Annotated in this window: 35 protein-coding genes and 6 pseudogenes; 7 read left to right on the forward strand and 34 right to left on the reverse strand. The window is 35.9% G+C overall.

The genetic code is table 11. The features are described from left to right. Positions 1 to 168: 168 nt before the first annotated feature. From VF726_RS28600 to terS, 13 genes and pseudogenes are all read right to left on the reverse strand, one after another. Positions 169 to 963 carry a hypothetical protein gene (locus VF726_RS28600; RefSeq protein WP_440173577.1) on the reverse strand — a complete coding sequence of 265 codons (795 nt, stop codon included), beginning with the start codon at positions 961 to 963 and terminating at the stop codon, positions 169 to 171. 109 nt (positions 964 to 1,072) lie between these two features. Further along, a pseudogene (locus VF726_RS28605) lies at positions 1,073 to 1,339 on the reverse strand (HK97 gp10 family phage protein); the annotation flags it as partial. Beyond that, positions 1,324 to 1,704 carry a DUF3599 family protein gene (locus VF726_RS28610; RefSeq protein ID WP_440173580.1) on the reverse strand — a complete coding sequence of 127 codons (381 nt, stop codon included), beginning with the start codon at positions 1,702 to 1,704 and terminating at the stop codon, positions 1,324 to 1,326. The gene VF726_RS28610 and the pseudogene VF726_RS28605, both read right to left, overlap by 16 nt. Next, a complete protein-coding gene (gene yqbG / locus VF726_RS28615) occupies positions 1,704 to 2,093 on the reverse strand; it encodes a protein YqbG (protein WP_440173582.1) in 390 nt (129 codons plus the stop codon). Before yqbG ends, VF726_RS28610 begins: the two co-directional genes overlap by 1 nt. 5 nt (positions 2,094 to 2,098) lie before the next feature. Then, a complete protein-coding gene (locus VF726_RS28620) occupies positions 2,099 to 2,266 on the reverse strand; it encodes a YqbF domain-containing protein (RefSeq protein ID WP_080468447.1) in 168 nt (55 codons plus the stop codon). Positions 2,267 to 2,272: 6 nt separating this feature from the next. Further along, on the reverse strand, positions 2,273 to 3,202 hold the full coding sequence (locus VF726_RS28625) for a phage major capsid protein (RefSeq protein ID WP_098238664.1): 930 nt from the start codon (positions 3,200 to 3,202) through the stop codon (positions 2,273 to 2,275). Positions 3,203 to 3,223: 21 nt separating this feature from the next. Then, positions 3,224 to 4,441, reverse strand: a complete 1,218-nt coding sequence (locus VF726_RS28630) for an XkdF-like putative serine protease domain-containing protein (protein ID WP_440173585.1) — start codon at positions 4,439 to 4,441, stop codon at positions 3,224 to 3,226. 51 nt (positions 4,442 to 4,492) lie between these two features. After that, complete coding sequence (locus tag VF726_RS28635) at positions 4,493 to 5,419, reverse strand: phage minor head protein (protein ID WP_440173586.1); 927 nt, start codon at positions 5,417 to 5,419, stop codon at positions 4,493 to 4,495. Continuing rightward, complete coding sequence (locus VF726_RS28640; RefSeq protein ID WP_440173588.1) at positions 5,406 to 6,944, reverse strand: phage portal protein; 1,539 nt, start codon at positions 6,942 to 6,944, stop codon at positions 5,406 to 5,408. The genes VF726_RS28635 and VF726_RS28640 overlap by 14 nt, the downstream gene beginning before the upstream one ends. Beyond that, positions 6,944 to 7,846: pseudogene (locus VF726_RS28645) on the reverse strand (PBSX family phage terminase large subunit); the annotation flags it as partial. The gene VF726_RS28640 and the pseudogene VF726_RS28645, both read right to left, overlap by 1 nt. A gap of 196 nt (positions 7,847 to 8,042) precedes the next feature. Beyond that, on the reverse strand, positions 8,043 to 8,690 hold the full coding sequence (locus tag VF726_RS28650) for a hypothetical protein (RefSeq protein WP_440173589.1): 648 nt from the start codon (positions 8,688 to 8,690) through the stop codon (positions 8,043 to 8,045). Between the two features lie 128 nt (positions 8,691 to 8,818). Further along, positions 8,819 to 9,238: pseudogene (locus VF726_RS28655) on the reverse strand (PBSX family phage terminase large subunit); the annotation flags it as partial. Continuing rightward, positions 9,210 to 10,010 (reverse strand): phage terminase small subunit, encoded by an 801-nt coding sequence (gene terS, locus VF726_RS28660; RefSeq protein WP_000810412.1) that lies wholly within the window; start codon positions 10,008 to 10,010, stop codon positions 9,210 to 9,212. The pseudogene VF726_RS28655 and the gene terS, both read right to left, overlap by 29 nt. A gap of 268 nt (positions 10,011 to 10,278) precedes the next feature. On the opposite strand from terS, the gene VF726_RS28665 reads away from it, so the two are divergent. Both VF726_RS28665 and VF726_RS28670 read left to right on the forward strand, forming a co-directional pair. Further along, positions 10,279 to 10,476, forward strand: a complete 198-nt coding sequence (locus VF726_RS28665; protein WP_440173592.1) for a hypothetical protein — start codon at positions 10,279 to 10,281, stop codon at positions 10,474 to 10,476. An 18-nt stretch (positions 10,477 to 10,494) separates the two neighbouring features. Further along, a complete protein-coding gene (locus VF726_RS28670; RefSeq protein WP_440173593.1) occupies positions 10,495 to 10,716 on the forward strand; it encodes a hypothetical protein in 222 nt (73 codons plus the stop codon). Between the two features lie 61 nt (positions 10,717 to 10,777). Here the strand turns inward: VF726_RS28670 and VF726_RS28675 are convergent, their stop codons facing one another. Then, on the reverse strand, positions 10,778 to 11,353 hold the full coding sequence (locus VF726_RS28675) for a recombinase family protein (protein WP_001992085.1): 576 nt from the start codon (positions 11,351 to 11,353) through the stop codon (positions 10,778 to 10,780). A 475-nt stretch (positions 11,354 to 11,828) separates the two neighbouring features. Between VF726_RS28675 and VF726_RS28680 the strand changes: the two are divergent. Continuing rightward, positions 11,829 to 11,900 (forward strand): annotated as a pseudogene (locus tag VF726_RS28680) (DUF3956 family protein); the annotation flags it as partial. A 554-nt stretch (positions 11,901 to 12,454) separates the two neighbouring features. Here VF726_RS28680 and VF726_RS28685 read toward each other — a convergent pair. From VF726_RS28685 to VF726_RS28695, 3 genes are all read right to left on the reverse strand, one after another. Next, positions 12,455 to 12,733 (reverse strand): hypothetical protein, encoded by a 279-nt coding sequence (locus VF726_RS28685; protein ID WP_000691219.1) that lies wholly within the window; start codon positions 12,731 to 12,733, stop codon positions 12,455 to 12,457. 879 nt (positions 12,734 to 13,612) lie between these two features. Beyond that, on the reverse strand, positions 13,613 to 13,984 hold the full coding sequence (locus VF726_RS28690; RefSeq protein WP_440173596.1) for an ArpU family phage packaging/lysis transcriptional regulator: 372 nt from the start codon (positions 13,982 to 13,984) through the stop codon (positions 13,613 to 13,615). 136 nt (positions 13,985 to 14,120) lie between these two features. Beyond that, a complete protein-coding gene (locus VF726_RS28695) occupies positions 14,121 to 14,750 on the reverse strand; it encodes a Holliday junction resolvase RecU (RefSeq protein WP_440173599.1) in 630 nt (209 codons plus the stop codon). Positions 14,751 to 14,851: 101 nt separating this feature from the next. Here VF726_RS28695 and VF726_RS28700 point away from each other — a divergent pair, with 101 nt between their 5' ends. After that, positions 14,852 to 15,016 (forward strand): hypothetical protein, encoded by a 165-nt coding sequence (locus tag VF726_RS28700; RefSeq protein ID WP_044439641.1) that lies wholly within the window; start codon positions 14,852 to 14,854, stop codon positions 15,014 to 15,016. Positions 15,017 to 15,611: 595 nt separating this feature from the next. On the opposite strand, the gene VF726_RS28705 is transcribed toward VF726_RS28700, so the two are convergent. From VF726_RS28705 to VF726_RS28715, 3 genes and pseudogenes are all read right to left on the reverse strand, one after another. Then, positions 15,612 to 15,737 carry a hypothetical protein gene (locus VF726_RS28705; protein WP_440173602.1) on the reverse strand — a complete coding sequence of 42 codons (126 nt, stop codon included), beginning with the start codon at positions 15,735 to 15,737 and terminating at the stop codon, positions 15,612 to 15,614. A gap of 297 nt (positions 15,738 to 16,034) precedes the next feature. Beyond that, entirely contained in the window at positions 16,035 to 16,295 is a 261-nt protein-coding gene (locus VF726_RS28710) for a hypothetical protein (RefSeq protein WP_440173604.1), read from the reverse strand. Positions 16,296 to 16,515: 220 nt separating this feature from the next. Then, positions 16,516 to 16,728 (reverse strand): annotated as a pseudogene (locus VF726_RS28715) (DNA-entry nuclease); the annotation flags it as partial. 1,217 nt (positions 16,729 to 17,945) lie between these two features. On the opposite strand from VF726_RS28715, the gene VF726_RS28720 reads away from it, so the two are divergent. Next, positions 17,946 to 18,305 carry a septum formation initiator family protein gene (locus VF726_RS28720; protein ID WP_440173607.1) on the forward strand — a complete coding sequence of 120 codons (360 nt, stop codon included), beginning with the start codon at positions 17,946 to 17,948 and terminating at the stop codon, positions 18,303 to 18,305. Between the two features lie 180 nt (positions 18,306 to 18,485). Then, positions 18,486 to 19,214, forward strand: a complete 729-nt coding sequence (locus VF726_RS28725) for an exosporium leader peptide-containing protein (RefSeq protein WP_440173609.1) — start codon at positions 18,486 to 18,488, stop codon at positions 19,212 to 19,214. A 405-nt stretch (positions 19,215 to 19,619) separates the two neighbouring features. Here the strand turns inward: VF726_RS28725 and VF726_RS28730 are convergent. From VF726_RS28730 to VF726_RS28790, 13 genes and pseudogenes are all read right to left on the reverse strand, one after another. After that, positions 19,620 to 19,883: pseudogene (locus tag VF726_RS28730) on the reverse strand (hypothetical protein). Next, positions 19,880 to 20,125 carry a helix-turn-helix domain containing protein gene (locus tag VF726_RS28735; RefSeq protein WP_440173631.1) on the reverse strand — a complete coding sequence of 82 codons (246 nt, stop codon included), beginning with the start codon at positions 20,123 to 20,125 and terminating at the stop codon, positions 19,880 to 19,882. The pseudogene VF726_RS28730 and the gene VF726_RS28735 overlap by 4 nt, the downstream one beginning before the upstream one ends. Then, positions 20,082 to 20,345 carry a hypothetical protein gene (locus tag VF726_RS28740; protein ID WP_440173611.1) on the reverse strand — a complete coding sequence of 88 codons (264 nt, stop codon included), beginning with the start codon at positions 20,343 to 20,345 and terminating at the stop codon, positions 20,082 to 20,084. Before VF726_RS28740 ends, VF726_RS28735 begins: the two co-directional genes overlap by 44 nt. A 12-nt stretch (positions 20,346 to 20,357) precedes the next feature. After that, entirely contained in the window at positions 20,358 to 21,116 is a 759-nt protein-coding gene (locus tag VF726_RS28745) for an ATP-binding protein (RefSeq protein WP_440173633.1), read from the reverse strand. Further along, positions 21,100 to 21,948, reverse strand: a complete 849-nt coding sequence (locus VF726_RS28750; RefSeq protein ID WP_440173614.1) for a hypothetical protein — start codon at positions 21,946 to 21,948, stop codon at positions 21,100 to 21,102. Before VF726_RS28750 ends, VF726_RS28745 begins: the two co-directional genes overlap by 17 nt. Further along, on the reverse strand, positions 21,949 to 22,170 hold the full coding sequence (locus tag VF726_RS28755) for a hypothetical protein (RefSeq protein ID WP_098200646.1): 222 nt from the start codon (positions 22,168 to 22,170) through the stop codon (positions 21,949 to 21,951). Further along, positions 22,170 to 22,346 (reverse strand): hypothetical protein, encoded by a 177-nt coding sequence (locus VF726_RS28760; protein WP_180226642.1) that lies wholly within the window; start codon positions 22,344 to 22,346, stop codon positions 22,170 to 22,172. The genes VF726_RS28755 and VF726_RS28760 overlap by 1 nt, the downstream gene beginning before the upstream one ends. Before the next feature lie 14 nt (positions 22,347 to 22,360). Next, positions 22,361 to 22,987, reverse strand: coding sequence for a Sak single strand annealing protein (locus VF726_RS28765; protein WP_440173616.1), 627 nt, complete (start codon positions 22,985 to 22,987; stop codon positions 22,361 to 22,363). Positions 22,988 to 23,004: 17 nt separating this feature from the next. After that, positions 23,005 to 23,181 carry a hypothetical protein gene (locus VF726_RS28770; RefSeq protein ID WP_179191997.1) on the reverse strand — a complete coding sequence of 59 codons (177 nt, stop codon included), beginning with the start codon at positions 23,179 to 23,181 and terminating at the stop codon, positions 23,005 to 23,007. A gap of 1 nt (position 23,182) precedes the next feature. After that, on the reverse strand, positions 23,183 to 23,383 hold the full coding sequence (locus VF726_RS28775) for a hypothetical protein (protein WP_440173619.1): 201 nt from the start codon (positions 23,381 to 23,383) through the stop codon (positions 23,183 to 23,185). Between the two features lie 353 nt (positions 23,384 to 23,736). Continuing rightward, complete coding sequence (locus VF726_RS28780) at positions 23,737 to 23,871, reverse strand: hypothetical protein (protein WP_440173620.1); 135 nt, start codon at positions 23,869 to 23,871, stop codon at positions 23,737 to 23,739. A gap of 106 nt (positions 23,872 to 23,977) precedes the next feature. Further along, positions 23,978 to 24,748 (reverse strand): phage antirepressor KilAC domain-containing protein, encoded by a 771-nt coding sequence (locus tag VF726_RS28785; RefSeq protein WP_440173621.1) that lies wholly within the window; start codon positions 24,746 to 24,748, stop codon positions 23,978 to 23,980. A 65-nt stretch (positions 24,749 to 24,813) separates the two neighbouring features. Continuing rightward, a complete protein-coding gene (locus VF726_RS28790) occupies positions 24,814 to 25,017 on the reverse strand; it encodes a helix-turn-helix domain-containing protein (protein ID WP_440173623.1) in 204 nt (67 codons plus the stop codon). Between the two features lie 170 nt (positions 25,018 to 25,187). Here VF726_RS28790 and VF726_RS28795 point away from each other — a divergent pair, with 170 nt between their 5' ends. Further along, positions 25,188 to 25,547 (forward strand): helix-turn-helix domain-containing protein, encoded by a 360-nt coding sequence (locus VF726_RS28795; RefSeq protein ID WP_098143651.1) that lies wholly within the window; start codon positions 25,188 to 25,190, stop codon positions 25,545 to 25,547. Between the two features lie 22 nt (positions 25,548 to 25,569). Here VF726_RS28795 and VF726_RS28800 read toward each other — a convergent pair whose 3' ends face one another. Next, on the reverse strand, positions 25,570 to 25,713 hold the full coding sequence (locus tag VF726_RS28800) for a hypothetical protein (RefSeq protein WP_440173626.1): 144 nt from the start codon (positions 25,711 to 25,713) through the stop codon (positions 25,570 to 25,572). Between the last annotated feature and the right edge of the window lie 342 nt (positions 25,714 to 26,055).

Raw genomic sequence — 26,055 nt, forward strand, 5'->3', positions numbered from 1 at the left:
AAATTGTTATCGTACGGCTTTTTATCCGTACTTCTCACTGTTACCAATGAGTTCGGCGTACATTTTCAACCAATAAAAAAGACAACCTGTATTGGTTGTCGGGGACTCTTGGAGGGATTATATTTATTCACCCTCTACGCTCTACGGTGACGAATAGCCTTGCGTAATCTACTCGTTTACCTCGGTATCGTCTATTGTAACGTGTTTCCAAGTTTTTTCGATTTTTATATGATGAATGCAGTGTTTGCTTACTCCATACATTTTAGCGATTTTAGTTTGTGATAATCCTTTTCGTAAAAGTGTTTTTATTTGTTTAACTTGCTCTTCTTTTAATTTAGAGTTTCCATTCAAAGACCCAGCTGTATGTTCTTTTAATTCTTGAAATAACTCTTTTCCTCTGTACCCTCTTCTGTATCTGGCTTCTAAAGCTTTGTAATTCACAGCCATATTATTTGCTGCTTGTTTTAATGTCATCTCTGCTCCTTCGTACTCAACGATTATGTTATCTCTTTTATTGTTGGATTGTTCTTCCATTGTAACCCACCTACAATTATTGGGTTCGTAGATACCATTGTTATCGATACGGTCTAATGTTAGGTCTTCTTCAAATCCATTTTCCAAAGACCAGTTATAAAATTTCTCGAAATCTTCTTTCCAAGTTTCGCACATTACTATTCCTCTACCACCATAATGATGATAATTAGGATGTTTTGGATTAAAACAACGCTGTTTGATAGAATTCCATCTTTTATACATTCTGTCTTTGGACATTCCATGTGTTTTTTTGTTTAAGTTTTCAACACTTTTTTTAAGCCTTAAACACCCACAAGATTTATAAGTTTTAGAATGATCTTTCCTAAATTCTTTAACGTTACCACAGAAACTACATCTCGCTAAAACCATCCTTCTTCGTTGACCATCGGTTAATACTTTTATACCTAGGTCTTCAATAAATTCAAGCACATAATCACCCCTCAAGGAAATTGTAGCCCTTATCGAAAGTAATCACAATAGATATCTACCGATTTTCCCCGATTTTTAACTATACATTACTGCATAGTGCGGCACTCACCGCATACTCCACATTTGTACCAACTTCTAAAACTAATCCGCCATCAGAGGAACGCCATATATTATTCGAATCTGATTTAGTGAACGAATTTAACAGTCTTCTTGTATCCACAACCGCTAATGAAATGATTTGATTTTGAACCTCTTCTAAAAATTGAAACCCGCTAGCTTCAAGCCATAAAGCAACATTTCGATCTAATCCGCTTGCCATACGATTCAACTTTGCACTGAACTCACGGAATCCTCTAGTCGTTATTTGGTTAGCCACGGATCGCTCTTCCTCTCTGCTATGGCTTTTATATGTGAAACCTCACCAGTACATGGATTCTTTACTGGAAAGGGATTGCGTATATAGTAAGTGACATTGGTATCTTTTTTGATTGCTTTGTCATTATGTTTAACATCAGCATCTGGCATAAACAACACTCTGATTTCTTGGTTGTTTAATTGGTTTGGTGATGATTGTATAGAAGCAGTTGTACTTTCTACAAAGTAGCAGCTTTGTTCTGCTATATCAGGAGTATCTTTGTATGAATAAGCCTCTTCTCCTGGTTGCCCGTACTTCCCAGGCTTTTTTTCCTTCTGCAAATGATAAATATCACATTCGTGAACAAACATACCTTGAAGAGACATTAAATCGTCCCCATTTTGAATGTGACTTTATTTTTCCCTTTATGATTCATGAATTTCTGCAGGAGATATAGAACTGAAGGTTTCGTTATACTGCCAGTATCCTTCGTATAAGAATAGTCACCGCCACCAATACTTTCAGACTTAATCCCCTTCATAGCATTTGTATCACTGTTGATTGAAGCGTAATACTGGGCCAATTTCTTACACGCTAACTTCACTTCTGCTGGGATCTCAGGATATTTCGTCTTATCACTAAAATCTATTTTAGAGAGATTATAAATCCCTGTATCTGCCTCAAGTATGTCCTGCTCCAATAGAGGAACAGGACGTTTCTTGACTTCAGGCAGTACAGTATAATCTATTAATTCTTGAGCAGTAATAAGTGCCATACTTATCACTCCTCTCCTTTAGATTTACTACTGTCTTTTCGAACTTCAAATTGTTCATTGCCATTTAGATAATCGTAGGTTTTCTTTGTAACCTTCTCTTCTTGGTCCAATAAAAAAAGACGTTCATGGACGTCATATGTTTTACCAACAATTAATTTAACGTAATAATTCAAAAGTCATCACTCCTTAACTTTGATAACTTTTGCAACTGCATCTTCCTCTTCAAACTTCACATCAACCTTCGCAGTTAAAACAATAATGAATTTACGAGCGCGGATATCCTTATCTACCTCAATTCGAATATTACGGCTCATACCTGTCACAATATTTTTAGGCGGCGTTAATAAAATATCAGATACAGTATTTTCTCCCTCATTATATGGTTGTAACATAGCAATTCCCTCTACTGGAACCCCATAAGCAGAAGCTAAACCACCTTGAAGTGAAACATCTCCTAAGTTAGTTTGTCGCATCGCTACTTGGTCTTTCCATTCAATTTCTAAACCATGCGATGTGTAAAACTTCCAGTCTTTAGGGTTACGTAAGTACTTAGCAGGAACAGCTTTATAGGCTTTCTTAAATACATCTTTAGTAAATGCACCTGCAGCACAATCTACAACATGTGAAGTTGCTTGTTTGCGAAGCCCATCTAATAAAGCTAAATATGAATCTGTAGACGCAATATCACCATTCAGAATTAGCTCTTCGATATCTAATGCAGCACGATCTGCTATCATCTGCATGATAGTATTTTGAAGATTACCGCCCTCAATATTGTTTTCCAATGTATCATAGGTAATATGCACTTCCGCAATTACTTCTTTAGCATTTAACGTAATTGTGCTAGTTGATGGAGCAGAGCGATCAGAATCTTTTAAAGGTACACCTTCAACACCAGGGCGAAGAATACGGGAACCAAAGCCGATTTTTTCAATTTTAAGTGTATCTGAAGCCATTTGAACAAAGCGCGAGTCCTTTAAAATAGTAGGGGAATTTTGCACCATACGTAAGAATGTATCAGCTTGTTCAGGATTCATTAAACCGCCACTAGCTAATGTGGCAAGAGTAACGTCCGCTTTTTCAATAATTGTTTTGTTATTAAGTGTCATATATATTTTCCTCCTTCAGGCTTACAGTAAGCCATTCCATACAGATTTTTTAACTTCTGCTTTCTCGATAACATCAGTATCTTGCTGATTACTAATACCTTGAGATTTCTTTAATGCTTCGATCTCTTCGCGTAAAGGAGCGGTAGCAGCTTCAACAGCTTTTTCCACCTTAATATCTTCTTCAGTTTTTTCCTCGTCGAGATTAAGGTGTTTCTTAACAGTAGCTAACTCTTCCTTAATTGGGCCAACAGCCTTTTCTACCGCTGAAGTTAATGTTTTTTCTAATCGGTCTTGGTTAAACTCCATATTGTTTCCCTCACTCTCTGCGCCTTCCATTGAAGGTGTGACGCATGTTTTTAGATTTGTTAATGACTCAATAGCAGCGTCGATATCTGTCATGTTTGGAGCACTGATTTTCTTGCCTGCTTTTTCTACTTCTTCAACAAGAGATACAACAGGTTTTTCCTCCCATACCTTTACAACTGCTTCTGTGTCCTTCAATTCATTGATAATCTCAACAAATTCAAGTGCGGCTGCTTCAATACGATCTAAGTCGATAGCATCAGCAGTAGGGGCATTCCATAACGATTGATAGAAACTATCTTCTAATGCAGAGAACGAGGCGTTAACATCACGGCGGTGTTTATTCTGGTTAAATTTATCCCTAACCTCGCCTTTTTGAACGTTTTCTCCACTGAAAAAGCCCTTCACCAATTGGAAGAAGGACTTCATTTGTTTCTCTTCAGTTTTCGTTACTTCTTCCTCAATTACTTCTGTTTCAGCGATTCCCGCTAAAGAATAACCTTTGTAGTCACCCTTCTGGATTGCTTCCCATACCTCTTCGGTTGCTTTAGTGACAAGTATCCATGTACCTTTTGTAATAGTCTCACCATTCACTTCCATATCAGCAGGAGCGATATAGGATTCTACAACTTCACCAACACCCGCTTGGAAATCGTGGTCCTTATCGATTTGACGATATTTCAACATGAATTCATGAGCTGCTTTTTCGATAGTTGATTCGTCCGCGAAATCGTTATGACTGTCTAAAACGCCAGGTTCATAAACAATTCCATATACTAAACGTTTCTCTTCATCTTCCGACTTGATAACGCGTACTTCTTTTTCAAAGTTTGGTTTTTCATCAGATTTAGTTAAAAAGAACTCACGTTTATTTGCACCTGCATTTACATAAGAAACGTGTGAGACTTGTAGATTCTTCAATTTTCGCTTTGTCATCTGTTCTATTCACCTCCTTTCAAATATGAATCGGCATAGTTTTAGAAGTCTTCATTTTCTACTCGACTCCTTCAAAGTTTCTTCCCTAATCTTCTGCTTCTCTTCTTCAGATAGCCCTAATATGTTGTTATCTACTACAGGCTGAAGAACACATTTGCAGTTAACTCTTTCTTTAGCAGATAGAGAACTATCTCGAGGAAACATACATCTCTCACCAGATCCAGGCAGTTCAAATTCTTCCTCTACCGTGACCGTTGTACCGTCATACGCCACATGATTGTCACGCGGTTGGTTATTCTTTGCACCGCTATGGCGCCACTTCTTACCCGTAACCGCAGGGGATTGGCAATATGATTCAAATTGAGAAGCGGAACATGCTGCAAGGACTTCAGTCTGCGCTGTCCTCTTCGCTCTTTTACGGTCGAATTCCGGAAGCTTCGCAAGCTCTCCTGCTATTTCACGAATACCTTTCCCTTTCTCTAATCCTTCGTTTAAAATCCGCTCTACTGCTTTGTGAGAATTAATTTTCATGATCTTACCTAATTCATCCGACCAACTATCAATCCACTTTGTAGTTCGTTTTGAAAAGATATTAAACTGGATATCTGGGTCAATCGCATCCATAAAAGCTTTTGTCATGTCCTTCATCGTATAATCAAGAAACTTCCTTGCTGTTTTGCTCAGACTTTTAGCAAAGGTATCAGCCCCAAATAGGCTACCAGTGACAAAGTCGATAATGTCCTTTATCTTGATACCCTTCTCCACAGCATCTTTTTTCGTATAGTTCTTAAGTCCATCGACAAAGTACTTCTTCTGTTTCCAAAGCAGTTTAGCAATTTCTTTTTCAAATTCCTCAACATATCCTGGTAATATGTTCAATACTTCTAAATCAGCAGGCAATGCAGCTATGAAGTCATCCGTATCAGCCTTTGCAATCCATTCATTAAGAGAAACTAATAGCTTATCAATCTTCTGCATTTTGCATCGACTCCAGTAAGTCACGTAGATCTTTCATTACATTGACTAGTTCCTCATTTGAATTGCTATCAGCTGACTTCTGTAGAGTTTCTCCTAATCCTTTTTGCCAACCACTTACTTTACGATGTCTTTCTAAAACTAAAGCAACTGGTTGATCTGCTTCAGGAATATCATAATCAGAGAACTCTTTGTTTAGCATATTACCAGCGATATTACGTATATCTCGGAATGTTAAACCGCCCTTATCAGCCAGTACCTCAACGGTTTTAACCATATCTTCCGTGTTACTGATTTCTGACTTACGTAGGTTCACATATACGTGTTTTAATCCATATGGAAGCAAAAGAACGTTATTAATGATGAACTCTAAGCTGTTACGCTCAGGTTCAAACACCTGCTCTTCTGTAATCTCACGCACAGATTCAGCAGTTGCTCTGTTAAAGTCTCTAATGTAACCAACATATACATCTGGTAAACGAAATGCTGATTGTACCTTTTGGCGTGATTTCTCGTCGTATTCAAGGAATAAGGCATCATTTTGCAATACATCCGCCAGTGATTTCAACTCTATATCAATGTTTGGCTGTGTATCACCAACTACACCTTCATCTGCATTTTCAACTTGCAATAAGAGATATTTATGTTGATTATCTTCACCTTCGACATTTGAAACATAATCGGTAAGAGCAGCTTCGCTTTCTTCTGATAAAATGCCATTCTTCAGCAATATAGCCATTGGAATATGCCTACCTTGTTTGAAATAGCGAAGGTTTAATTCTTCTGCCTTTCTAGCCCCTACCATGTGTACAACATGCGATACCCAACGCGGAATGCCATATGGTCCATTACCAATCTTCAAATGAATGACTTCGGTAGCGTTTTTCTCTCCTAATGAAACATCGGAAAACTCACCAGTCTCTTTATTTAAGAAACGCGGATCGCCAAACTCTTTGAAATAAGTATCTACTGATCCTACTCGTTGTACATAGCGACGGAACCTTTTCTTTCTTTTGACTTCTTTTCCGTTAATTAAGTATGTAACTTCTTGGGGGTTATCATCTTTACGAGTCACTCGCATGTACTGCGGTAACATATTTATTAATTCAGCAGGCTTTCCTTCTAAATTACGAATCGCTTCAATATAACCATTGCCAGTCGTCTCTTTATCATCAATGCCTGTTTCAAGAATCTCCTTGAATGGCTTTTCGAAGCTAAATAACGGAATAATTTCAGTATCAACTAACATCCACTCCGCCCTCATTTCAGGAGTTTCTTTGTTATCATCCTGCTTATACTTCATTTCATGACCAAATCCAGCTATATTACGCTTGTACGCATCAATACATTGACCAAGAATCGTACTATTTTCTCTAATCTGCTGTAGGTCTTCTATTCTATAAGGTGGTTCAATGATTTCATTTACAGCATACTTCTCATTTTCACTCTCTTGCTGGCGGGATAGTACCTGAGCACTTGTTCCCGTCGCCTTAATTACTTTGGCACTAACTTTCCTTTTCTTCATCATTAAGCTGCTTCACCTCTTTTCTTTTTCTTTTTCTTCTTTTTACGCAGTCCGTAAATAATTGTATTAACAAAGTATCTTGTTTCGTCCATATGGTGATCATTCTCTTTCAGTGGTTTATCTTCACCACGTTCAACTGATTTCTCATCCCATATATAAGAAGCGAATTCTTTAAATGTTTCGTTACAGCAATCGTTAAAATAAATAATGCCCGTGTTAAGCGCAACACCGACATTACCAATACCCTCTTTAACATTATTTCGGGCCTTATATACTTTTCGTTTGTTCCTAACTAGCAAAGCTATAAATGAAGCAGCGGACGGGTCAACTACTGTACCACGGATTGGCAAATCCCCTACAAATCCCTCAAAGTCTTCATAGTATTCCTGATCTGTTTTCTGCTTTTCTGTTTCTCTACCGCTATAACGGTACTCTTTCACCTTGTACCATACTTCTTCACCTTTTTCGATGCACTTACCCCACAATCCATATACCATGGCGTTCTGCGTACCATAGTCACAAGAGACAAAGTATTCAACGTACTCCCTTTGAATCGTAGGAACTTTATGCTTATTTTCATCAAACATATCGAATATAAGTCCAGAAGCAGCTGCCCAAAGTCCTAATATATACCGCTTGTAGAAAACTCCACTGTACATTTTGTAATAACGCTTTTTTACTTTTTCGGACAGTGATAAGTTGTCATTCATAGTAAAGAGAAGGTGCAGCATGTTCTTTTCTTTCGCTTTATCTAGCCATTCTGTTTTAAACCAATGATACGGACCACCTGGATTGCAGTTAAACCAGACTTTTGAACCTTCTACAGAACAACGGCCAGTCGCTTGGTTAACAAATGAACGTACCATAAGCACTACTTCATCAAAGAAACATCCGGCTAAAGTGATCTAATTGTTATCGCAAAGGCTTTTTATCCTCTGCTTCTTATAGTTTCCTATAAGTTCGGCGTACGTTTTCAACCAATAAAAAAGACAACCTTTTACTGGCTGTCGGGCACTCTTGGAGGGATTATATTTATTCACCCTCTACGCTCTACGGTGACGAGTAGCCTTTCGCAATCTACTCGTTTACCTCGGCATTCACTTATCTCTTTTTAACAGGATCTAATATTTCTTCTACAGTCTTACCTTTTTTTCTTCTGTTTGCTAATGTTGAATACGGAAGTTTTAAATACCTAGCCCATTCAGGCAAAGTCATTGTTAATCCGTTGTGAGTCAACACGATATTGTTTCGCTTGTTATTACCTTGTGTGATGTCATCAACCCACCTACAATTATCAGGATTATAGTTCCCGTTATAATCGATTCTATCGATAGATAAATCATCATTATAACCGTTTTCCAAAGACCAATTGTAGAACGATAAGAAGTCATTTCTCCATTCATCACACATTTTAATACCTCGTCCACCATATAAATGAAACTCTTCGTATTTTTCGTAGTAACAGCGTTCTATTACTTTTCTATAAATTTTATATAATCGTGTATTTGACAAACCATGAGTTTTATTTGGATTATTTTCATTGAAAAATCGCTTTGAAAACTCCAGTCGATAGCAACCACAACTTTTATAGCCACGTTTAGTTTTTATTTGGTCTGTTCTTCTCACAAACTCTTTTCCGCATTCGCATTTACACTTCCAAAAAGAACGGTATCTCTTATTCTCATAAGTTTTATGAGAAAATTCTAAGACTGTAATCATATCAAACACTTGACCTGTTAAATCTTGCAAGTATAACACCCCTTTCTAGTATAAATATATTATACCATCCAATGTCATACCCGCAAATACCAAAGACTTAGCGTCTGCCGATTTTGCCCGATGTTTGCCACCATATTACTATAGTGGAGGGCATCACTACCCTGAATCAAATCCTGTGAAGATTCATCTTTACCACCAAAAATATAAAAGAAGTTTGTCACACCGTCTTTAGTAATAGTAAGCATATTCTCACTGCGGTGATCTTTAACCTTATAACCACGAGACTTCAGCATCTTCTTGAGTGGCGTTATAACGTTACGACGGTGCGAACCAATCGTTTTACCACACATACCAAAGTTCTCGCCTTCAAATGATTCCATCGCCCACATTACATAAGAAAGAGCCATCGAAACTGTCTTTCCAGCACGAATGGAACCATCGCAAATAATCCCATCATAGCCTTTAACAGGACTGCTAGGCTTCCACCAGGTTAATACCTTTAGCTGCTTTTTGGAGAATGGCTTAAATTTGAATGGAGCAGGTTTCTTGTTACGCTTCGGAATCGTCGTCATGGTCATCCCACACTTCCTCTACCTTGCCTTCTAGCGCCTCTTTGAAACCATCATCTTCGTATTCTTCACCATCTTCGCCTTTAATACGAGCGGTATCGGCTTTTGTTTTCTCTATGTCAGCTTTCAGTTTATCTAACTCTAATCTTCTCTTATCATCAACACTCGCTAGCCTATCGAATCTTTCTATTAGCTGCGATAATGTAGTCATTGCCCGCGATTGTGCATTTAAGAAGGTAGCATGTTTATCCCAAGCAAATTGAATTTCCCATTCTTCTTCGAATCCACTTTCAGTAACCTTATTCTTTCGTAGTTCTTTCGTTGTATCTTCTTGATATTTAACAAACATCAATCTTTGCGCTCTAATAATAGCCGTATACTGAATCGTTATGTTTTCCCATAACATATCAATCGGATTCTTCTCCATGATCTCAGCAGCTAAGTCAGCCACATCTTCTGGAAAGTGTTTTCGAAAGAAACCATGCGTCATAGCGTTATGGTTCCCTTTTGGCGGGCCATGCCCTACAGCATTCTTATTACCCCATTTAGGGTTCTTGTTGCCCGAATTACCCACTGCATTCTTATTGCCAATGGGTGCACCTGTTTTCTTGGTTTGGGTGCATCCTTTTTCGTCTTTTGGGTGCACCCCTTTTCGATTCCAGCCATGCCTTTTTCTCCAGGACTTAATTGTATTAATACTGACCTCATATTTCTCAGCCAGTTCCTTATACTTCATACCTTGCATGTAATCTTCTTGAGCTAACTCGTGTTTTTGTTTCACTTCACATCACCCACCACCTTCTATATTAATAGGAAGAAACTCGTTACAACTCCCCTCATGGTAATCCCTAATTTAGTCTTGAAATTCTCTAAAACTCGATGTATTATATTTTTGTGTTTTTCTCAGTTCCCAAGCCGAGAATACATCATCACTTATGAAAGGACCCGAACTCCAGCGGGTTCTTTCTTTTATTCCTTCCCTTGTAAATCTATTTATTTAAATGTAAAATTATAAATAAGTTCTAAAAATTAGAATCGAGGTGAAAATCATGAGAAGTTTTGGCTCATTAATGATTTCTACTGTCTGCTCAGTACTTCTTGTAATTTGGAATGCCTATGAATTCTATAACGGATTCACAACAGGGCGCACATACTACTGGATTCATGGCATCGGAGCTGTTATCTTCCTTCTATTCTTTATCCTCAACATGCGAGATTTCAAAAAGAAAAACTACAGAACCTCATAACAATAGGAGTTGATACATATGTGGAAAAAAATTAAGAATTATAGATTGAGCTTAAAAGATTTAAATTTCATGTTATGGTTATTCGGTATTACATGTTTTATATACGGCTACAATTTCATTATAGGATTAGCTTTTGACCACAAATTCCAAGTCTATTATTTAGGTGGTGCTATAGCGACCTTCGCCGCATTTATGGATACTAAGAATAGGATTAAAAATAAGAATTATAAGACAGTGTAATGTAAAAGGGATCCTTTATGGTTTCCTTTTTTCTATGCAAAATAAAAAAGCAGCGGATTCGCTACTTTAATTCTTTCTTATTCGCTTCATATTCCTTTATATAACGGTACAAAGTTGCTCTTGATACATTGAATATCTCACAAATTTCTACTTTTGTTTTATTGCCCATTTCAATAAGTTCCATCATACTTTCTATTTGTTGTTTAGTATGCGCTTTTTTTCTACCACCTTCACGACCTCTTGCTTTAGCCGCTGCCACACCACTAATAACACGTTCAGTGATTATTTCTCGTTCCATTTCGGCCATAGCTCCGAATATGTGAAAAAGGAATTTCCCCATTGTTGTAGAAGTGTCGATACCATCCTTTATTGAGACGAAGTTAATTCCCTTCTCATTGAATTCTTGTAGCAAATTAACAAGTTGATGCATTGTTCTTCCTAAGCGATCTAGCTTGTAAACAACTAATGTATCACCTTTACGGAGTTTTCCAAGAAGCAGCTGTAATTCCTTCCTATCCTTCTTGGCTCCGCTTTCCTTCTCGCTAACTATATCGTCACATCCATAACGGTTAAGTTCATCTAATTGCATATCCAAACTCTGATGTTTCGTTGAAACTCTTGCATAACCAAATATCATGAATCATCACACCTTCCCCTTGATGATTCTATTGTATCAATTTCCTGTATCACATTCAATTGATTTCGATACATGATTTTGAGATAAATAATATGCTGTTTTACGGCAAATAAAAAGTGTATCAAAATGAAATGTTTTTGAGACATACAATTACCTCTACTTCTGTTTGTGGAGAACCTTCCTCTAATTTGTATATACCCATGTAAGCCAAAATAATTTAACTCATGCGTTTATATAAGAGAAGGGAGGTTTTACTATGAAAACAGAAACACAACAACAACCTAGAAAAAACGTTTCACCAGCGCTCATCTTCGCTATAGCTGATTTAATCCGAGCTCTCCATGAAGCAGGAATCATTTGATTCTTGCTTTTCGTTGTGTTCGTTTGTTTTGTTTAAATGGGCTAATCTATCAATTCTATTTAATCGATTAATCTAACTATTACATATTAACGTTTCATTCATATACTATAGTAGATTGCTAGATTAGAGATTTCTCTTCAAGTAGCATTAGCTCTAAGAGTACTTGGAATACCAATCTGCGATTAATTACCACATCAACAAAAAGAGAGCACCCTCGCTATGGGGATGCTCTCAATGTGAATTGGGGTTTATCCTGAGCATTGAATCGGACACCAAGAACTCGTCCTATTATATACTATTCTTGTCCTTATCATAATGTACAATAAAAAAAGCACCCTCGCCCAGGCGCCAAAAGATACATAAACATTGAGGTAACTAACACGTTAGAAAAGACCTTCCATATCATTGTATGATTATTGATTATCTTTATACCTAGATGACTCATTAAATACATTTAATGTATAAGTGTCTATCGATTTAATCATGCCTAATTCCATCCAATTAATGGTTAGTATTCTAAGTAGACCGAAGATATATTATAATCCTTTATATACCCAAGGAGGTTTATTATGCTCGGCTTTCATAAAAAATTACCCATCTTAGGATTCTTTTTGTTTTTATACGGTTTCATCGGTATCATCTTTTTATTACTATTCCTTAACATGTAGGAACAAAACGTATAAATATATGTTTAATATGTAATTTTTATATAACAAAGAAAAAACACCCGTATTGGATGCTTAATGTATACTAATATTAATATTGAATAGCTTCATTGATAGGATTTCTAGAACAATAAATATACTAGCTGAAACTGATCTATATCCGATATTCTTTCCTGTAACATTAATAGTAATCTCCGCTAAATGGGTTGGCACATCATCTTTTTCAAAAATTTTATCTTCAACCTTTTCAACTATTGCTACATTATCCACTTCTTTAAAAGTTTTCAGCAATTTTGTTTCTAATAAAGTAAAATCAAAATTTTCATCTTTAACCACATCAAATATAATCTTCATTTTTCTTTCCCCATTTTTAACTAGTTAATATGTTAACATCGATATAATTATATATACTTGTATTAAATAATTCAAAAAATATGTTTTATCAATTTGTCCATAGTTAACTTATCTAATAGGGAGAAATATAAATAAATGGGAGAAGAGCGAGAATTCATTTTCTCAACTTTATAGTCCTCTTCTCTTTTATGCTCCTTAGAGCTGGCTCAATACTTCGGCTACTTAATGTCATTTTCACCTTTGCTGGCCAATATCGAATTATAAAGGATTTATATCAAGACGTATGTATTTCTTCCGACGTCTTGTTTGAACCAATACACTAGAGGGACGGAAGGGGAATGTTTCCGCTGTATTGGCTCAAACAAAGAGTGGAACTCTTTGCCCTCGTTTTAGTCATTAATAAGAATCGTGAGTAATTACTAATGTACGAGGTCACGTATACTGTTTTAGATTTTTAGAATGCAAGTGTCACTCAATCATGAGCAACCACCCCCATTCCATTTTCAAGAACCGACGTATTAGAGAGTAATAGACTTATATTTATTATCAACCCAGAGGACGCATTCCGAGCTGAATGATAACTACAAATTAGAAACAGCATGACGAATGCGAGTTATCTCACACCCGCCACACTGGAATATATCATTATAAGTAATTCATTGGTCTTTTCGTCTTAACGCGGGTTCGTACCGCCTTGCCCACCCTACTATGCGGTATACGTTACTGTGCCATTCTCGCATAAGAACGTTTCACTAATAGGTGTACTAATCCTCTTCGATATGCGGTTGTCAAAGGGCTTATACCTATAATTTATAATTTTTGGCATTTTATTTAGTCCCCCAAAAAGTTCGCATTTTGACCGCGTTTTGTTCGCTATTTTTAGATGATTCCAAGTGCTGTAGCAATCAATTTAACCGCACTCTGCTTTTTCTCATAGAAATATGTCTTCTTGAGTAGTAGATCATGATAAACATCTGAATCTTTTCCCCTCTCATTTGTCAGAAACTTGCGCTCAACGATTTTACGCTCATCCTCATCTAATAAATTGTTAAGCGCCTTCTCAACCTGTTGCACCTTCCATTTACTTGTGTTTCTAGAATCACGTAACTCAGGAAATAAACTGATTCCTTCCTGCTCCACATCATTACTGAATCGCATCTTTAGTGCTCTGTATTCCTTTAATACGCTTACTACTTCCTTTTGTACTTTCTTATCATCTATAGCTGGTAATAAAGTTAATTGTCTCTCCATGAAGGAATCCCCCTATTTCGAATTTTGTTTTTACATTCACATCAGGTACGTGAAATTTTACTATCTCTTTGTTGAATAATGGAAACATGCATAGCGAGTAGCCCCCACCATCCACTCTGCATGGTTCCGTTATCCATTAAGCCTTTAATAATTTTCTTTTCTTGTTTGCCATCTTTTCTTTTGCTGCTTCAATGTTATTTGCCGCCTTCTTATGGTCCTGATCAAATTGAATCATTCTATCAAACATAACTGGTGCTACTGCTTCATCTACATATTGCAAATAATCAACTGCCGCTCGTTCCGTCTGTTCTACTAAGTACCCATAAATATCAAAGTCCGCTCTTGGTATAGATTTCTTACCTTTTGGTTGATGCGATATCCTTACGTAAGATTGAATGACTGATAGTGGTACAACGAATACTGACTTGTCCTTGCTAAATTCAATTAGGAAGAAACAAATCGCCCCCATCTTCTCTGCTTTCTCCAGGTAATCTAATTGGTGCTGTGCAATATTCTTTAAATCAAATCGTGTAGCATTCTCTGTAGACTTCGCTTCAAATGCTATAGCTCGTCCCTTATATACACCGTCATAGTCTACTGTACTTTTAGCTTCATAGAATCCATTTAATACACGGCCACCTTTACTTTTTAACACCTTCACAGGAGTCGGACGCTTGTTTATAAGCGCCACTCCACCTCTTTGATACATTTCGTTCGCTAGATTGATAAGCTTTTCAAAAGCCATTCCGCGGTTTCCTTGTCCCATTGTTATTCCTCGCTTTCTATTCAAAGGATTATTTTATTCAGTTTCTATAAAATGGTAATTAATATATAATTAAACTATTCAAATCTTAGGTGGTGATACAAATGACTGAAACAATCCGAATTGCTCTTTTCACTCTTGTAGGAATAAGTGCCATATTTTCTGTAATTAAAGAATTTCAAAAACCAGAAAAAAGAAAGTTTTGGATAACCTTCGAAACTTTAATTCTGATCGGGGCAGCCTGGATGTTAATAGGACTTCTCACGTAACCTACATAATTAGTTCACCCCCCTTGAATAAAACTAAATATTCAGTCAATACTATAGACAACCCATTAAGTTACTTTCTCCTTGTTCCCCCCTGGAGATGAGCAGTTAGTTTTGGCTAACTGCTCCTTTATTTATAACAATGATAAAATTATTTAAAATAATTTTTCTTTATTTCTCAATATAAGGAGCCTTGGATTTTCATTAACACTTCTGTAGTATATAAACAAAGAGTAAGGTAAGAGTTACTCTTTGCCATTTTAGAAGAGGTTCTGTTGGAGACAACAGGGCCTTTTTTCATATAGAGATAGTTTGTTTAATTTTTCACCATTAACCATAAAAATATCTTATAATCGTTATATACTAAATTAAATTACAGGATTAGGAGTAAATCAAATGCCAGTTACACTAGAACTTATTCTTTTCATTCTTCTAGCAATTTGTGCTGTTGGCTATTTAGTAAAAGAATTTCAAAAAACTAGGAAAAGAACACTTGGAATTTTCCTAGAATTCTTGGTTCTTTTCTGGTCAATATGGAGAATATCGACTATCATAATTTAATTTGTAAAACATGAATTTCTTCGAATAAAACCCAATATTATGTCCATAATGTTGATAGGCTGTATGCCAAAATCCATTTAGTTTTCTTTGTATCTCCTTGTATTGAGCAGTTAGCTTTTGCTGGCTGCTCTTTTATATGTAACCCCGTTAGACGAGCTTTCATATAATGTAGTCATTCCTTTCTTATAAATTAAGCTCGTCACTTAGGTTATAAAAATAGGATTATATCCCATAACCTTTTTCAGGAATCATTCATATTTTATTTCTGAAAAAGTTGCTCTGTTTTTTAAAAAGGTGGTTGCGGAAACAACTGCCTTTTTATTTATAACAAAATGAAATTTTTACCATAAAGATAATTATTAAATATTTTACGATTATACATTATAATGGAATAGTTATTGTATATTGGCAGTAAGAGGAGCGACCTTATTAAGGGCTTCTCTTTTTTTATAAAATAGCATTATTGCAATTTCCCTTTATATATCTTCTTGATCTGCACTTCAGTGAATCCCTCGTACACCGCAAATACTTCAGAGAACTGACTTAAACACATATCAATAATCATGTCGTCTGTCGTTCTAATGTAAAAGTACTTAACTTCACCCATGTAATCGTTGTGTAGGTAATAACTCTTAATCTCATGATGGTAGTTATTAGCTTCCAATACTTCATACAGCTTAATTTTTGTTTCATCCATATCAAACATAGATAACTGTCCCATTCACTTAACAACTCCTTACGTATTAAATAACATTTTATTTTTCATCCTTGTACTCCATCTCTACAAATTCAGCTAAATCAATTTCTTTCATTATCATTTCCTCTAGAAAATAAAACGCTTCTTGTTCTCCTACGTTTTCTCTTACATTTTGAAACTGTAATTTTTGTTCTTCATTTAATTCAAATTTCACTTTTGCTTCTACAGCCATTATGCATACCTCCATGTCTTTATATTTTTCAAACACCCCATTCTTCCGGAGAGTATTCACTAATTGCCTAATCGTACTTTCCGTTCTTCCTAACGCTAAAGCAATTGCCTTTACCTTTCCGAATCCATAATACTTACATACGTAGGCTAATTCCCTCGTTGTATACGGCTTCTTATGATTTGGATGGTACTTCATTCTGCCCTGCGCCCCATATTGAAATTCCACCATAATCACTTCCTTCCCAAATAGCGTTTTTATTCAATTATCGGTATCACTTCTTCGTGTTCTTATAATCGACATGAAATAATACATATTTCGACATTTTTCTACACAAATAGTCAAATGTGGTGTATTCTATAGTAGAAGAGTAAGGTAAGAGTTACTCTTTGCCATTTTAGGAAAGGGCCTGCTATTTATAGCGGGTCCTTTTTGTTAAACTACAACTAAAATAGCGTTTTTGTATAATATAATAACTCTAGATCAATTGGACATATTTACCGATTTATTCCCCGCTAAATCCATGTTAAAATCTCTTGTGAGTACGACATAACTCAGTCTTATGAAGCCCTGTAACATTTTCTGCGGGGCTTCTTTTTTTCAACAAGACGTTAGTTAATTTTGCTGACTACCTTGATTTACAAAATCACTTTTTTAATACATTTATGAAACATTCATGTGTTATCTTCATTACTTTCTTTATATTATATATAATTAATATATAGATATATGTTATAATCTCTTTACGAAACATCACGTGTTTCAAATACAACATTTTTTGATGACCTCTTATCTTTCCGTAAGAGGTCCTTTTTTTAGAATAACTATTTTATTAAATTCCTCATATACAATTACTTGTCCATTTCATTTAGCTCTACTACGCCAACTGTGTATAGACAACTATATATCAAGGTTGTAAAATATGATTATGATTCTTATATAGAGTCATATACGACCTTTTCTTTGTTCATGGGGCTCTTACATAGTAGTAAGGGCCATTTTTTATATAAATAAATAGTTTATTTATATATTAATTTGAATACATAGTTGTAAAAATTATTAGTTGAGTGTTAAAATTCCCTATATACTCCTTAGGGAGTTCTTATGTAATTAACAAGAGTTCAATATTCTCGATTCTTAGCCCTTTGGAGCGCCCTCCAAGGGGCTGCAACAATTAAAATAACGTTTTTGTTCACTTTTTTGATACATTTATGAAACATTCATGTGTTATCTTCAGTACGTTCTTTTCTTTTTATAATGTCGTGTGAGATATACCATGACTAGAAGCCCTAGCCCCCTAATCCTAGGGCTTCTTTATTTAAATAAGGATTCTATTTAAATTTCATCCCCCCTCTCTTTACCTAAATAGGTTCAAAATTATCTATTTTGCATATATAATACTTTTAGCAATTTAAATTCTATACATAAGTAATGGAGGCATTAAAATGGGAAGCGTCCCAAATTTACCACCTCAACAATCAATCTCAAAAAAACAAATTAATCCTAATAAGAATCAACAAACGAATAAAAAGCTAAGACGTCGTATTTTATTAGCACTTGCTTTTATGCTACCTATGGTTATTTCCATTCAAATCTGCATTTATAAGCAAGAACAAATGATTCAAGAAAAACAAATTACACTTAATAAAGAAAAGAAAAGATTATCTGAAGTAGAACTTATAGGACGCTATTTTGAAAACGATATTAAAACTTTAACAGAGAGTGAAGAAGGTATTTTAAAGTTCGCAAGGAAATTGTATGGATTCTCCAGACCTGATGAAACTATATTTCAAATAACTGAATAACTTTTCAATACATAAGCGATGGTCATAAATCATGGAGCGATTTAATGATCATCGCTTTTTATCAAAATTCTATTAAATAACGCTTTTATTAAATTTCACATATACAATCTCTTGTCCATTTCACTTTGATCTATCATTGCATTTATTATTAGTAATATGAACTTTTAGAGGTGAATTATATTGGATGAGTTTTTATCCTCCCCTGCACTAAATCCTGGCTCAATTGGACCTACACTCCCACCTGTTCCACCTTTTCAATTCCCTACTGGGCCCACTGGTTCAACGGGTGCTACTGGGCCTACCGGTAACACCGGACCTACCGGAAGCACTGGATTGACTGGTATTACAGGACTGACTGGCAGTACTGGATTCACTGGGCCTACGGGTGACGCTGGACCTACCGGAAGCACTGGTTCAACCGGTTTTACAGGACCTACGGGTGACACTGGACCTACTGGGGCATTTTCATTAGCTTACGGTTATTTCTGGCAAACAGATTTTATTACAGTCCCTTTCGGAGATTCTTTTCCTTTTAATCAAACTGGGCCAATTGCAGGAGGGGTTTCATTATTAAACCCTACTACAATTAGCATTGTACAGGCTGGTGACTATCGTGTATCTTTCATTTCCTCAATTAACACGGTTTTAAATCCCGTCTTTCCCCATTCACCTGTTATTTCTGTTTTCTTAAATAACAGCCCAATCCCAAATACACAAGCAAATTTTGGTTTTCTACTTTCAGATTCAACAAATACAGGATGTTATCAATTAAGCGGTGAGGTTATTTTATCAATTCCATCCAATTCAATACTTCAACTTCAAAATAACAGTTTCTTTAATGACCAAGACATCTTAACCTGCGATGCCGGTATAAATGCTGTAGAATTAACCATCTTCAAATTAAACTAATAAAATAGTCCTCGAAACTAATTAATGTAAGGAGATCCTTTACTCATAACATTCTTACCTTTTTAAGAGCATGCTTATATGTATGCTCTTTTGATTTGTTATTAAATAGCGCTTTTGTGTTAAATTTGCACACCGCCAAGAATCATACATACGATAAGCATGTGGTATTCTTTTTTTATTATTAGTTTTAATCAGAGAGTGCCTTGAAAGGTGCTCTTTGATTCTCAAATAAAGAATTGATGCTCTTTTATTCTTTTTACCCGCCTTATAAATCATAAATACATAACATTATATTTTTTTGCGAAACATCACATGTTTCAAATAACGCTTTTATGAGACTCTAAGAATCATCAAATAGTTACCTAAATTTAGCCGATTTGATCACCCGTCATAGCGCTATGCCTCCTAATCCAAATTCATGATTTCTTCTAAGGTTCTATCCGAAATATAAGTAGTAATAATTTGCATCTATCCGTATTTCTTTTTAGCCATTTCTATAGCGTCTCTCTCTGACTTCGCCTCAAACCAACGGAGTTTCCACTTCTCGTCTTTGTCGTAAAACTCTATTGAGTACGTCATAACGCTATTACGCTTCAAGAACTTTTCCGCTGTATTTGTTGCTGTATAATCAAAACTTCCGACCACATCCTCTAGTGTTAGCTGTTTCATGCCCCTAACCCCATTGGACGGGATTTAATCAAATTTTTATCTGCCTGATCCATAATAAGAGCAGCGATTTCTAATTGATGTCTTCCTAACTCTTTTGCGATTTCAAGGATTCCTTTGTCTTCCTTCCACATTTCTTGCAATCGATTAACTTCACTTTCATCAAATACCAGGTCCAACTCTTCTAAAGCAATGTACAAGTTACGACGCGATTTCTTCATGTACTTCCTCTGCTGCAACGCCATTGTGTAATTTTCCTTTTCCAAATCCGTTCCAAGTCTTGGCATCCCATTTCCCCTCCAGTTGTAATTGATGAATTTCTCTTAATCTCGTCATAACGGCATAGCGCCTTCTATCCACTTCTTCAGGACTGCGATTCCCTGCTTCGCAAACACATGGTCCAAACTGATACATACCCGTTCCAATGTCGTTTTGAATTACTCCCGTTCCGTTACATGCACACATCTTAATTCCCCCTTAGAATGGTAGTGCTTTTCTTCTGTAATCCTTTGTATCTTTGAAAACCAAAGCTTTAAAGTTGTTGAAAATACGCGATACAATCCGCTCATCATATGCACCTTCTAGACGCTCTCCTGTAAGGTTTGTCGTGAAGATAGTAGATTTACCTTGCCTTCCATCGAAAACATCGAACAGTACCCTATTAATGAAGTTTGTTGCTTTTGTATTTGCATCTAACGCGCCTAACTCAGCTCCCAAATCATCGACTATTAATACTTCCACTCTTACTAAGCTTCTTATAATTGCATCTTCAGTTAATGTGGAATCTTTACTGAATGTACTTTTAATTTTCCGTAGCAATTCACCGACTGTGACGAAAACAACTGACTTCCCTGCTCCTGCGAGTCGATCTGCGATAGCATAAGCGAGATGTGTTTTCCCTGCTCCACAATTCCCAGCCATAATCGTGTTAAACACCTTTTCATTGAGATAATCCGTTGCGATGACCTTTGCGAGTTCAAGGTTCTTCGTTCCTTCATCACTAGTAGGTTGGTAATTATCAAAGTTCGCTTTCTTAATGTTGCTATCGGCAATCATGCTTTGTTGGTGGAACATGACCTTCTTCTCATTCGCTTTATCCACATCGTATTTCGCTTGTTCTTGTTGCTGAAGCTTTTTACTTTCGTTTTCAAGGAAGCATCGAGGGCAAACAACATTCCCACTGAACTTCATCTTATTCATGCCGTGCGTATCACACACATCAGAATCCATAGTCATATTCACCTTTTTGGCTATATCGGTTGGTATTGCTACCGCTGCTCTCTGCATTTTTCTTCGCTCCTTTTTTAGAATTCATTTGAATTGTTAATTGATCAAATTTTTCACGTAGCTTTTTAGGAGATAAGATGTTTCCTTGCCAAAATGGATCTGCTTGGCACCAATCAATAACATCTTTAATCTCTTGTAATTCACGGTCATCCTTTTCACGCATTAATCTAAAGTCGTTAGCCCAAGAATCGAAGTTAGGTTCTTTTTGTTTAGGGTTATTACCCTTAATTATTTCAAATAGATACTTAGCCCCGTTGGTGTCGCAAGTTTCAAACTTGTGACGAGGAGTCTTTTTTTCTTTTTCTTTTTCTTTTTCTTTTTGCCCCCGTATCGTGGACGTATCGTGGGACGTATCGTCAAGACCCGCATAAACACTGATTTTTTGTACTAACGCTATGTTTTCTGTTCGTTCAAGGATGAGTTTTACTAGCGATAAATCTTTAATACTTTTAAGCTCCTTTTTTATACAATCCTCAATCGGCTTACCACCTTTGTTAAGGTTGTATTTTCCCCAATTAAGTATGCAAATCTCTCTTGTTTCTTCGTTATAAACAATCAACTCATGATGATTAATAAAACGCTCCAGTAATGCTTTGGCACTTTCAATTGAATAACCCAACTCAAAAGCCATTTGTTTTCTAGTTATCTGATAAACTCCAATTTGATTGGTATGCTCGTTCGTCATTAAATAGAGATAAAAGTATTTATCCTCTGGTGTCATCTCTTCTGAAACTCTTGCATCTGACCAGAATGAAGTTTGTACGTGTCTGTATTTAGCCATTTAGTTCACCTTCTTCATCCAGCATTCGTAACTGACATGATCATCCATGCCTGAAAATCTAATTTTGTCTTTCCCTTTAAATTTGCCATCGTGATAGAAGGTTTTCTCAGCTCTATATACCTTTTTGATAGGAGTGATATAGTCATAGCCCCGTTTTTCTAAATCACGAACTGCCTTCAACATTTCTGTCATTGTTCCGCGTCTTACTGGTATCTTAAACATCACACACTCTGCCTTTCGCATACCGCTATGTCGCCCTGAATTTTAATTATTTTATATCCTGGATAGCGATCGGAAGTTATGTACTCAATCGCCTTCTCTTTCACTTCTTGTTCGTTTTTTGCGCCCTTCCTCACCCACGCCGGAAGGACGACTTTCGATTGATTTTTATCTAACATAGGTTTTTCACTCCCTAGTTTGTTTGCTCTACCACTTCAACCTTTTCTTTAGCCTCAGCGGTTTCTTTTTCAGCTTGCTTAACCCATTTCGTTGATTTTTTAAGTACCTCTTCAGCTTGCTTTAACGTTAATTCGGGAACTTCCTTAATGCTTAAATGCCCTTTAATAGTGTCTTCATCCACTTTTCGAAGAGTGGCCAACTTTTTAATGTTTAATTTGATTGCACCAACTTGTTGAGCAGTAATCATTTCTTCTTGTACTTCCGGTAGGTCTTCACCCGCATAGATGTATAATCCCAATCCGTGAAGCGCTATTGCCTTTACTAAGCAACGTTGAATACTAGTGTTAATATCAAAGCTATTAGGCTCTGCAATTGGTTTATTTTGATTGTTAAGTATCGGGTGGATCTGGCTTAGTGGTAATTCTTGTACAGTTACTTCAACCTCTACAAAATAACCACAATCTGTTTTAAGATAAGGCGCCCCATCGAATCGCTTTACTTCCCATGTTGCTGTTGGATCTACTTCACGAAGTTTTTTAACTGCCCAAGCCCATGATAAGTAATTAAATCGGCCTTTCTTTTCGACATGTTCCGAACAATCTATTTGAGCCAATTTAGAAAAGTAATTTTCAGTTGTCATATGAATCTCCCTCTCTTTTAAAATGGTGCTACTTCTGTTTGTTTACTAGCTTCATACACTTCAGTAAGTACCTGTAACCCGTATTCATAAGCCACAACCATTGATACAGCATTAGGTTCTTTACTTTTCTTATACCGTTCAACTAAACTCTTCATAATTTGAATTTCAGCTTCAATTTTGTTTTGTAGGTCCATATCATTCACCTGCTACTTTCTTCATTGAATGTTCTTCAACATATTGCTTAATACACTCTGATTCTGTATGAATTGGATCACCACTGAAATCAAGGTATCCTTCTCGGTAAAAGATTTCTCTGCCACATCCTTGACAGTAATCCATGAAGTCTCTTTCCGATGAATCATGATAATTTCCTATTAACATTGGGTTTTCAACCATTTCCACATTCCTCCTTATTTACTTAGAAGAAACGACCATGTTAAAATATAGGTACAAAATATTGCGTCGTTTCTTTAAAACAGTCGATTAGGGGTAATCGGCTGTTTTTATTTTATTTTGATACTTTTCACACATCAGAATATCCAGGAACCCATTTTAGGTGGGAGAATACCATTAAATTCACGAATATTCCGACAAACAAAGACTTGTCCGTGTTCATAAATTCGTAAAATCTCTATATAAAGTTTAAAGAAAACATATGTTAAACTGATTACATTCCAAGAAGTTCTTGTGGAATCGACATTTAGATTTAAATCCCTTAACACTGCCCTGCATCCCCTGTAGGGTTTTTCTTATTTAGCTAGAGTAATATATTTGTACTTTTCCTCAACCTTATCTGTGCTGTTATGTATCCCTCCATCTCTTAAATCACGGATCATTTTGATGATGTTTGCTTTTTCTTCTTTTTCCCGCTGCTGTCTATTCATCAATTTCATCCTTTATTAGTTGCTTTATGCGTTTATAACTCAATCCTACAAAAACGAGAAAAACAACTAATACCATCAAGTGTGAGAATGAACTTTCTTCCATTGTTTACATCGCCTCCTGTTCTTGTTCATTCTTCAGTCGGTCTATGATGTAAGCTTGTCCTTTTGGTGTTACGTATGTTGTTGTCCATGTGAAAGGCTCTCCACTTGGTTTCTGTTTAACACCTTGTGCAATTTCGAAGTATCCTTTTTCGACAGCTGGCTGAGTGGGTTCGGTGGATCGCTTGAACATTAAGTTCCATTCTCTAAGTTTTGCAAATAACTGACGTTGCCCAATCTTGATATTATGTTTAGCTGCCAATTTAGCAACTTCACTTACTTTTAGAGATTCATTTGATTGCATACACGCTTCAGCGAATATTACTAGCGGTTGCTGCTGTACGATTTGTTGCTGTGCTGCTGCAAGCTTTTCTTTTTCTTCTTTTAATTTAGTGAGAAGACCAATTGCGAAGTCTGGATTTGTCACCGCTTGTTCCAGGACTTTATCTGTCATGTATGCTCCGTGTTTTCTAATGGAAGGAAGTACTTCTTCAAACACCCATTTTTCAAATTGTTCCGCTTGTGTAAGTTTTGATTTGACGATTAAGCGGTATAGGTTAGGTTCGTTGATGAATTTCTTATTTTGGACACCGCTTGTAGTAGGGACCTCGTGAAACGCGACCCCCTCAGTTTTACAGTGACGCTTGATTGCCTCTGTAGCATTTGCATATCCTAGTAAATTTGCAACGTATGTTGCAGGGAAGTATTCTTTTCCATCTTTCATAAGAATTTCTAATTTGCCGAATGCATCATGTGAAAAGTTTTGTAATTGATTCATTTTTGTTCCTCCTACCATGTTAACTTAAGGTTAACCAACCGTTTTAAAAAAATGACAACCTTAAGTTAACTTTGTTCTAACAGTTCATCAGTTGTCACATTATATAATGTTGATAATTTCCCTAATTTTTCTAAACTCGGTTGCCTTTTTCCCTGCTCCATATAACAATAACCACTTTTGGAACAACTAAGATGTTGAGCCACAAATTGTTGTGTATAACCGAGTGATATCCTTAATTTTTTAGCACGTTCTGTATTAAGTTTTGTCATTAGCATCACCCTTGTTTCTTTCGATGCTTTTATAATATCAATTTGTTAACTACAAGTCAACAAATTTCCGCAAAAAATATTCGGAGAAAAAAACCAAGTTGTCTTAGAGTCAACTTTTCTGTTATATTTTATGTATCTGGTAATACTAAGGTATTAAAAAGGGGATCGTAATGGAGAATATAATTGGGAAAAGAATAAAAGAGATACGAATGTCGCTCGGGTATACGCAGCAACAATTTGCAGATAACGTAGATATCAGTAAGCCGATGGTATCTTATATCGAATCAGGGAAGAAGACTCCATCTAGAGAAACTGTTTCAAAAATATCTAATTTAGCAAATGTATCGACTGACTATATTATGGGGCTATCAGATAATAAAAATAATGAAGAATCTTCAGCATCAGATGTTATGTTAGAACTTAAGCATTATATAAATCGTATGGAAAGTTTTGATGAGGAAACGAAAAAATTCGCTATTAAGAAGATAAAAGCTTTAATTTCAGGTTTAGATATAGAAGATAATAAATAACTAGGATGATTGATAGCTATAGCTAACAATTATCCTTTTTTTTAATCATTCTCATTTCACATTCATCTAAAAGAATGCCAATCTCCTTTAAAATCAGGATTGCTTGCTCGTCCCCTTTTTTCGCCATGCCAATTAATGATTCAATTCCTTGTTTGCAGTCCTCCATTTTAAATCCCCCATCTGTTTTTTCTTCATAATAGTTTGTGAACCATTCACAATAATTTACTTTTTTTCAAATTAGAAAAAATCGAACTTCCCCAGAAAGCACGAAAACGAACACGACTTATTTTTTATGTCCATATTATACCACAAAAACGAACGTACGTTCTTTTAACTCTGTATTATTTAAATATTTTTCTACTAATATATTCTTTTAAATTGATAACCCTAAAATCCTATCCAATGATGATATTTGGATGTGGAATTAATAGATAAAATAAAAAAGAGAGCCCAACGGCTCTCTTTTTTACTATTCATCTTCTTATTAAGATTATTTTTTTAACGTCCG

The sequence above is a fragment of the Bacillus sp. Brlt_9 genome (assembly GCF_051948935.1).
Classification (GTDB): Bacteria; Bacillota; Bacilli; order Bacillales; family Bacillaceae_G; genus Bacillus_A.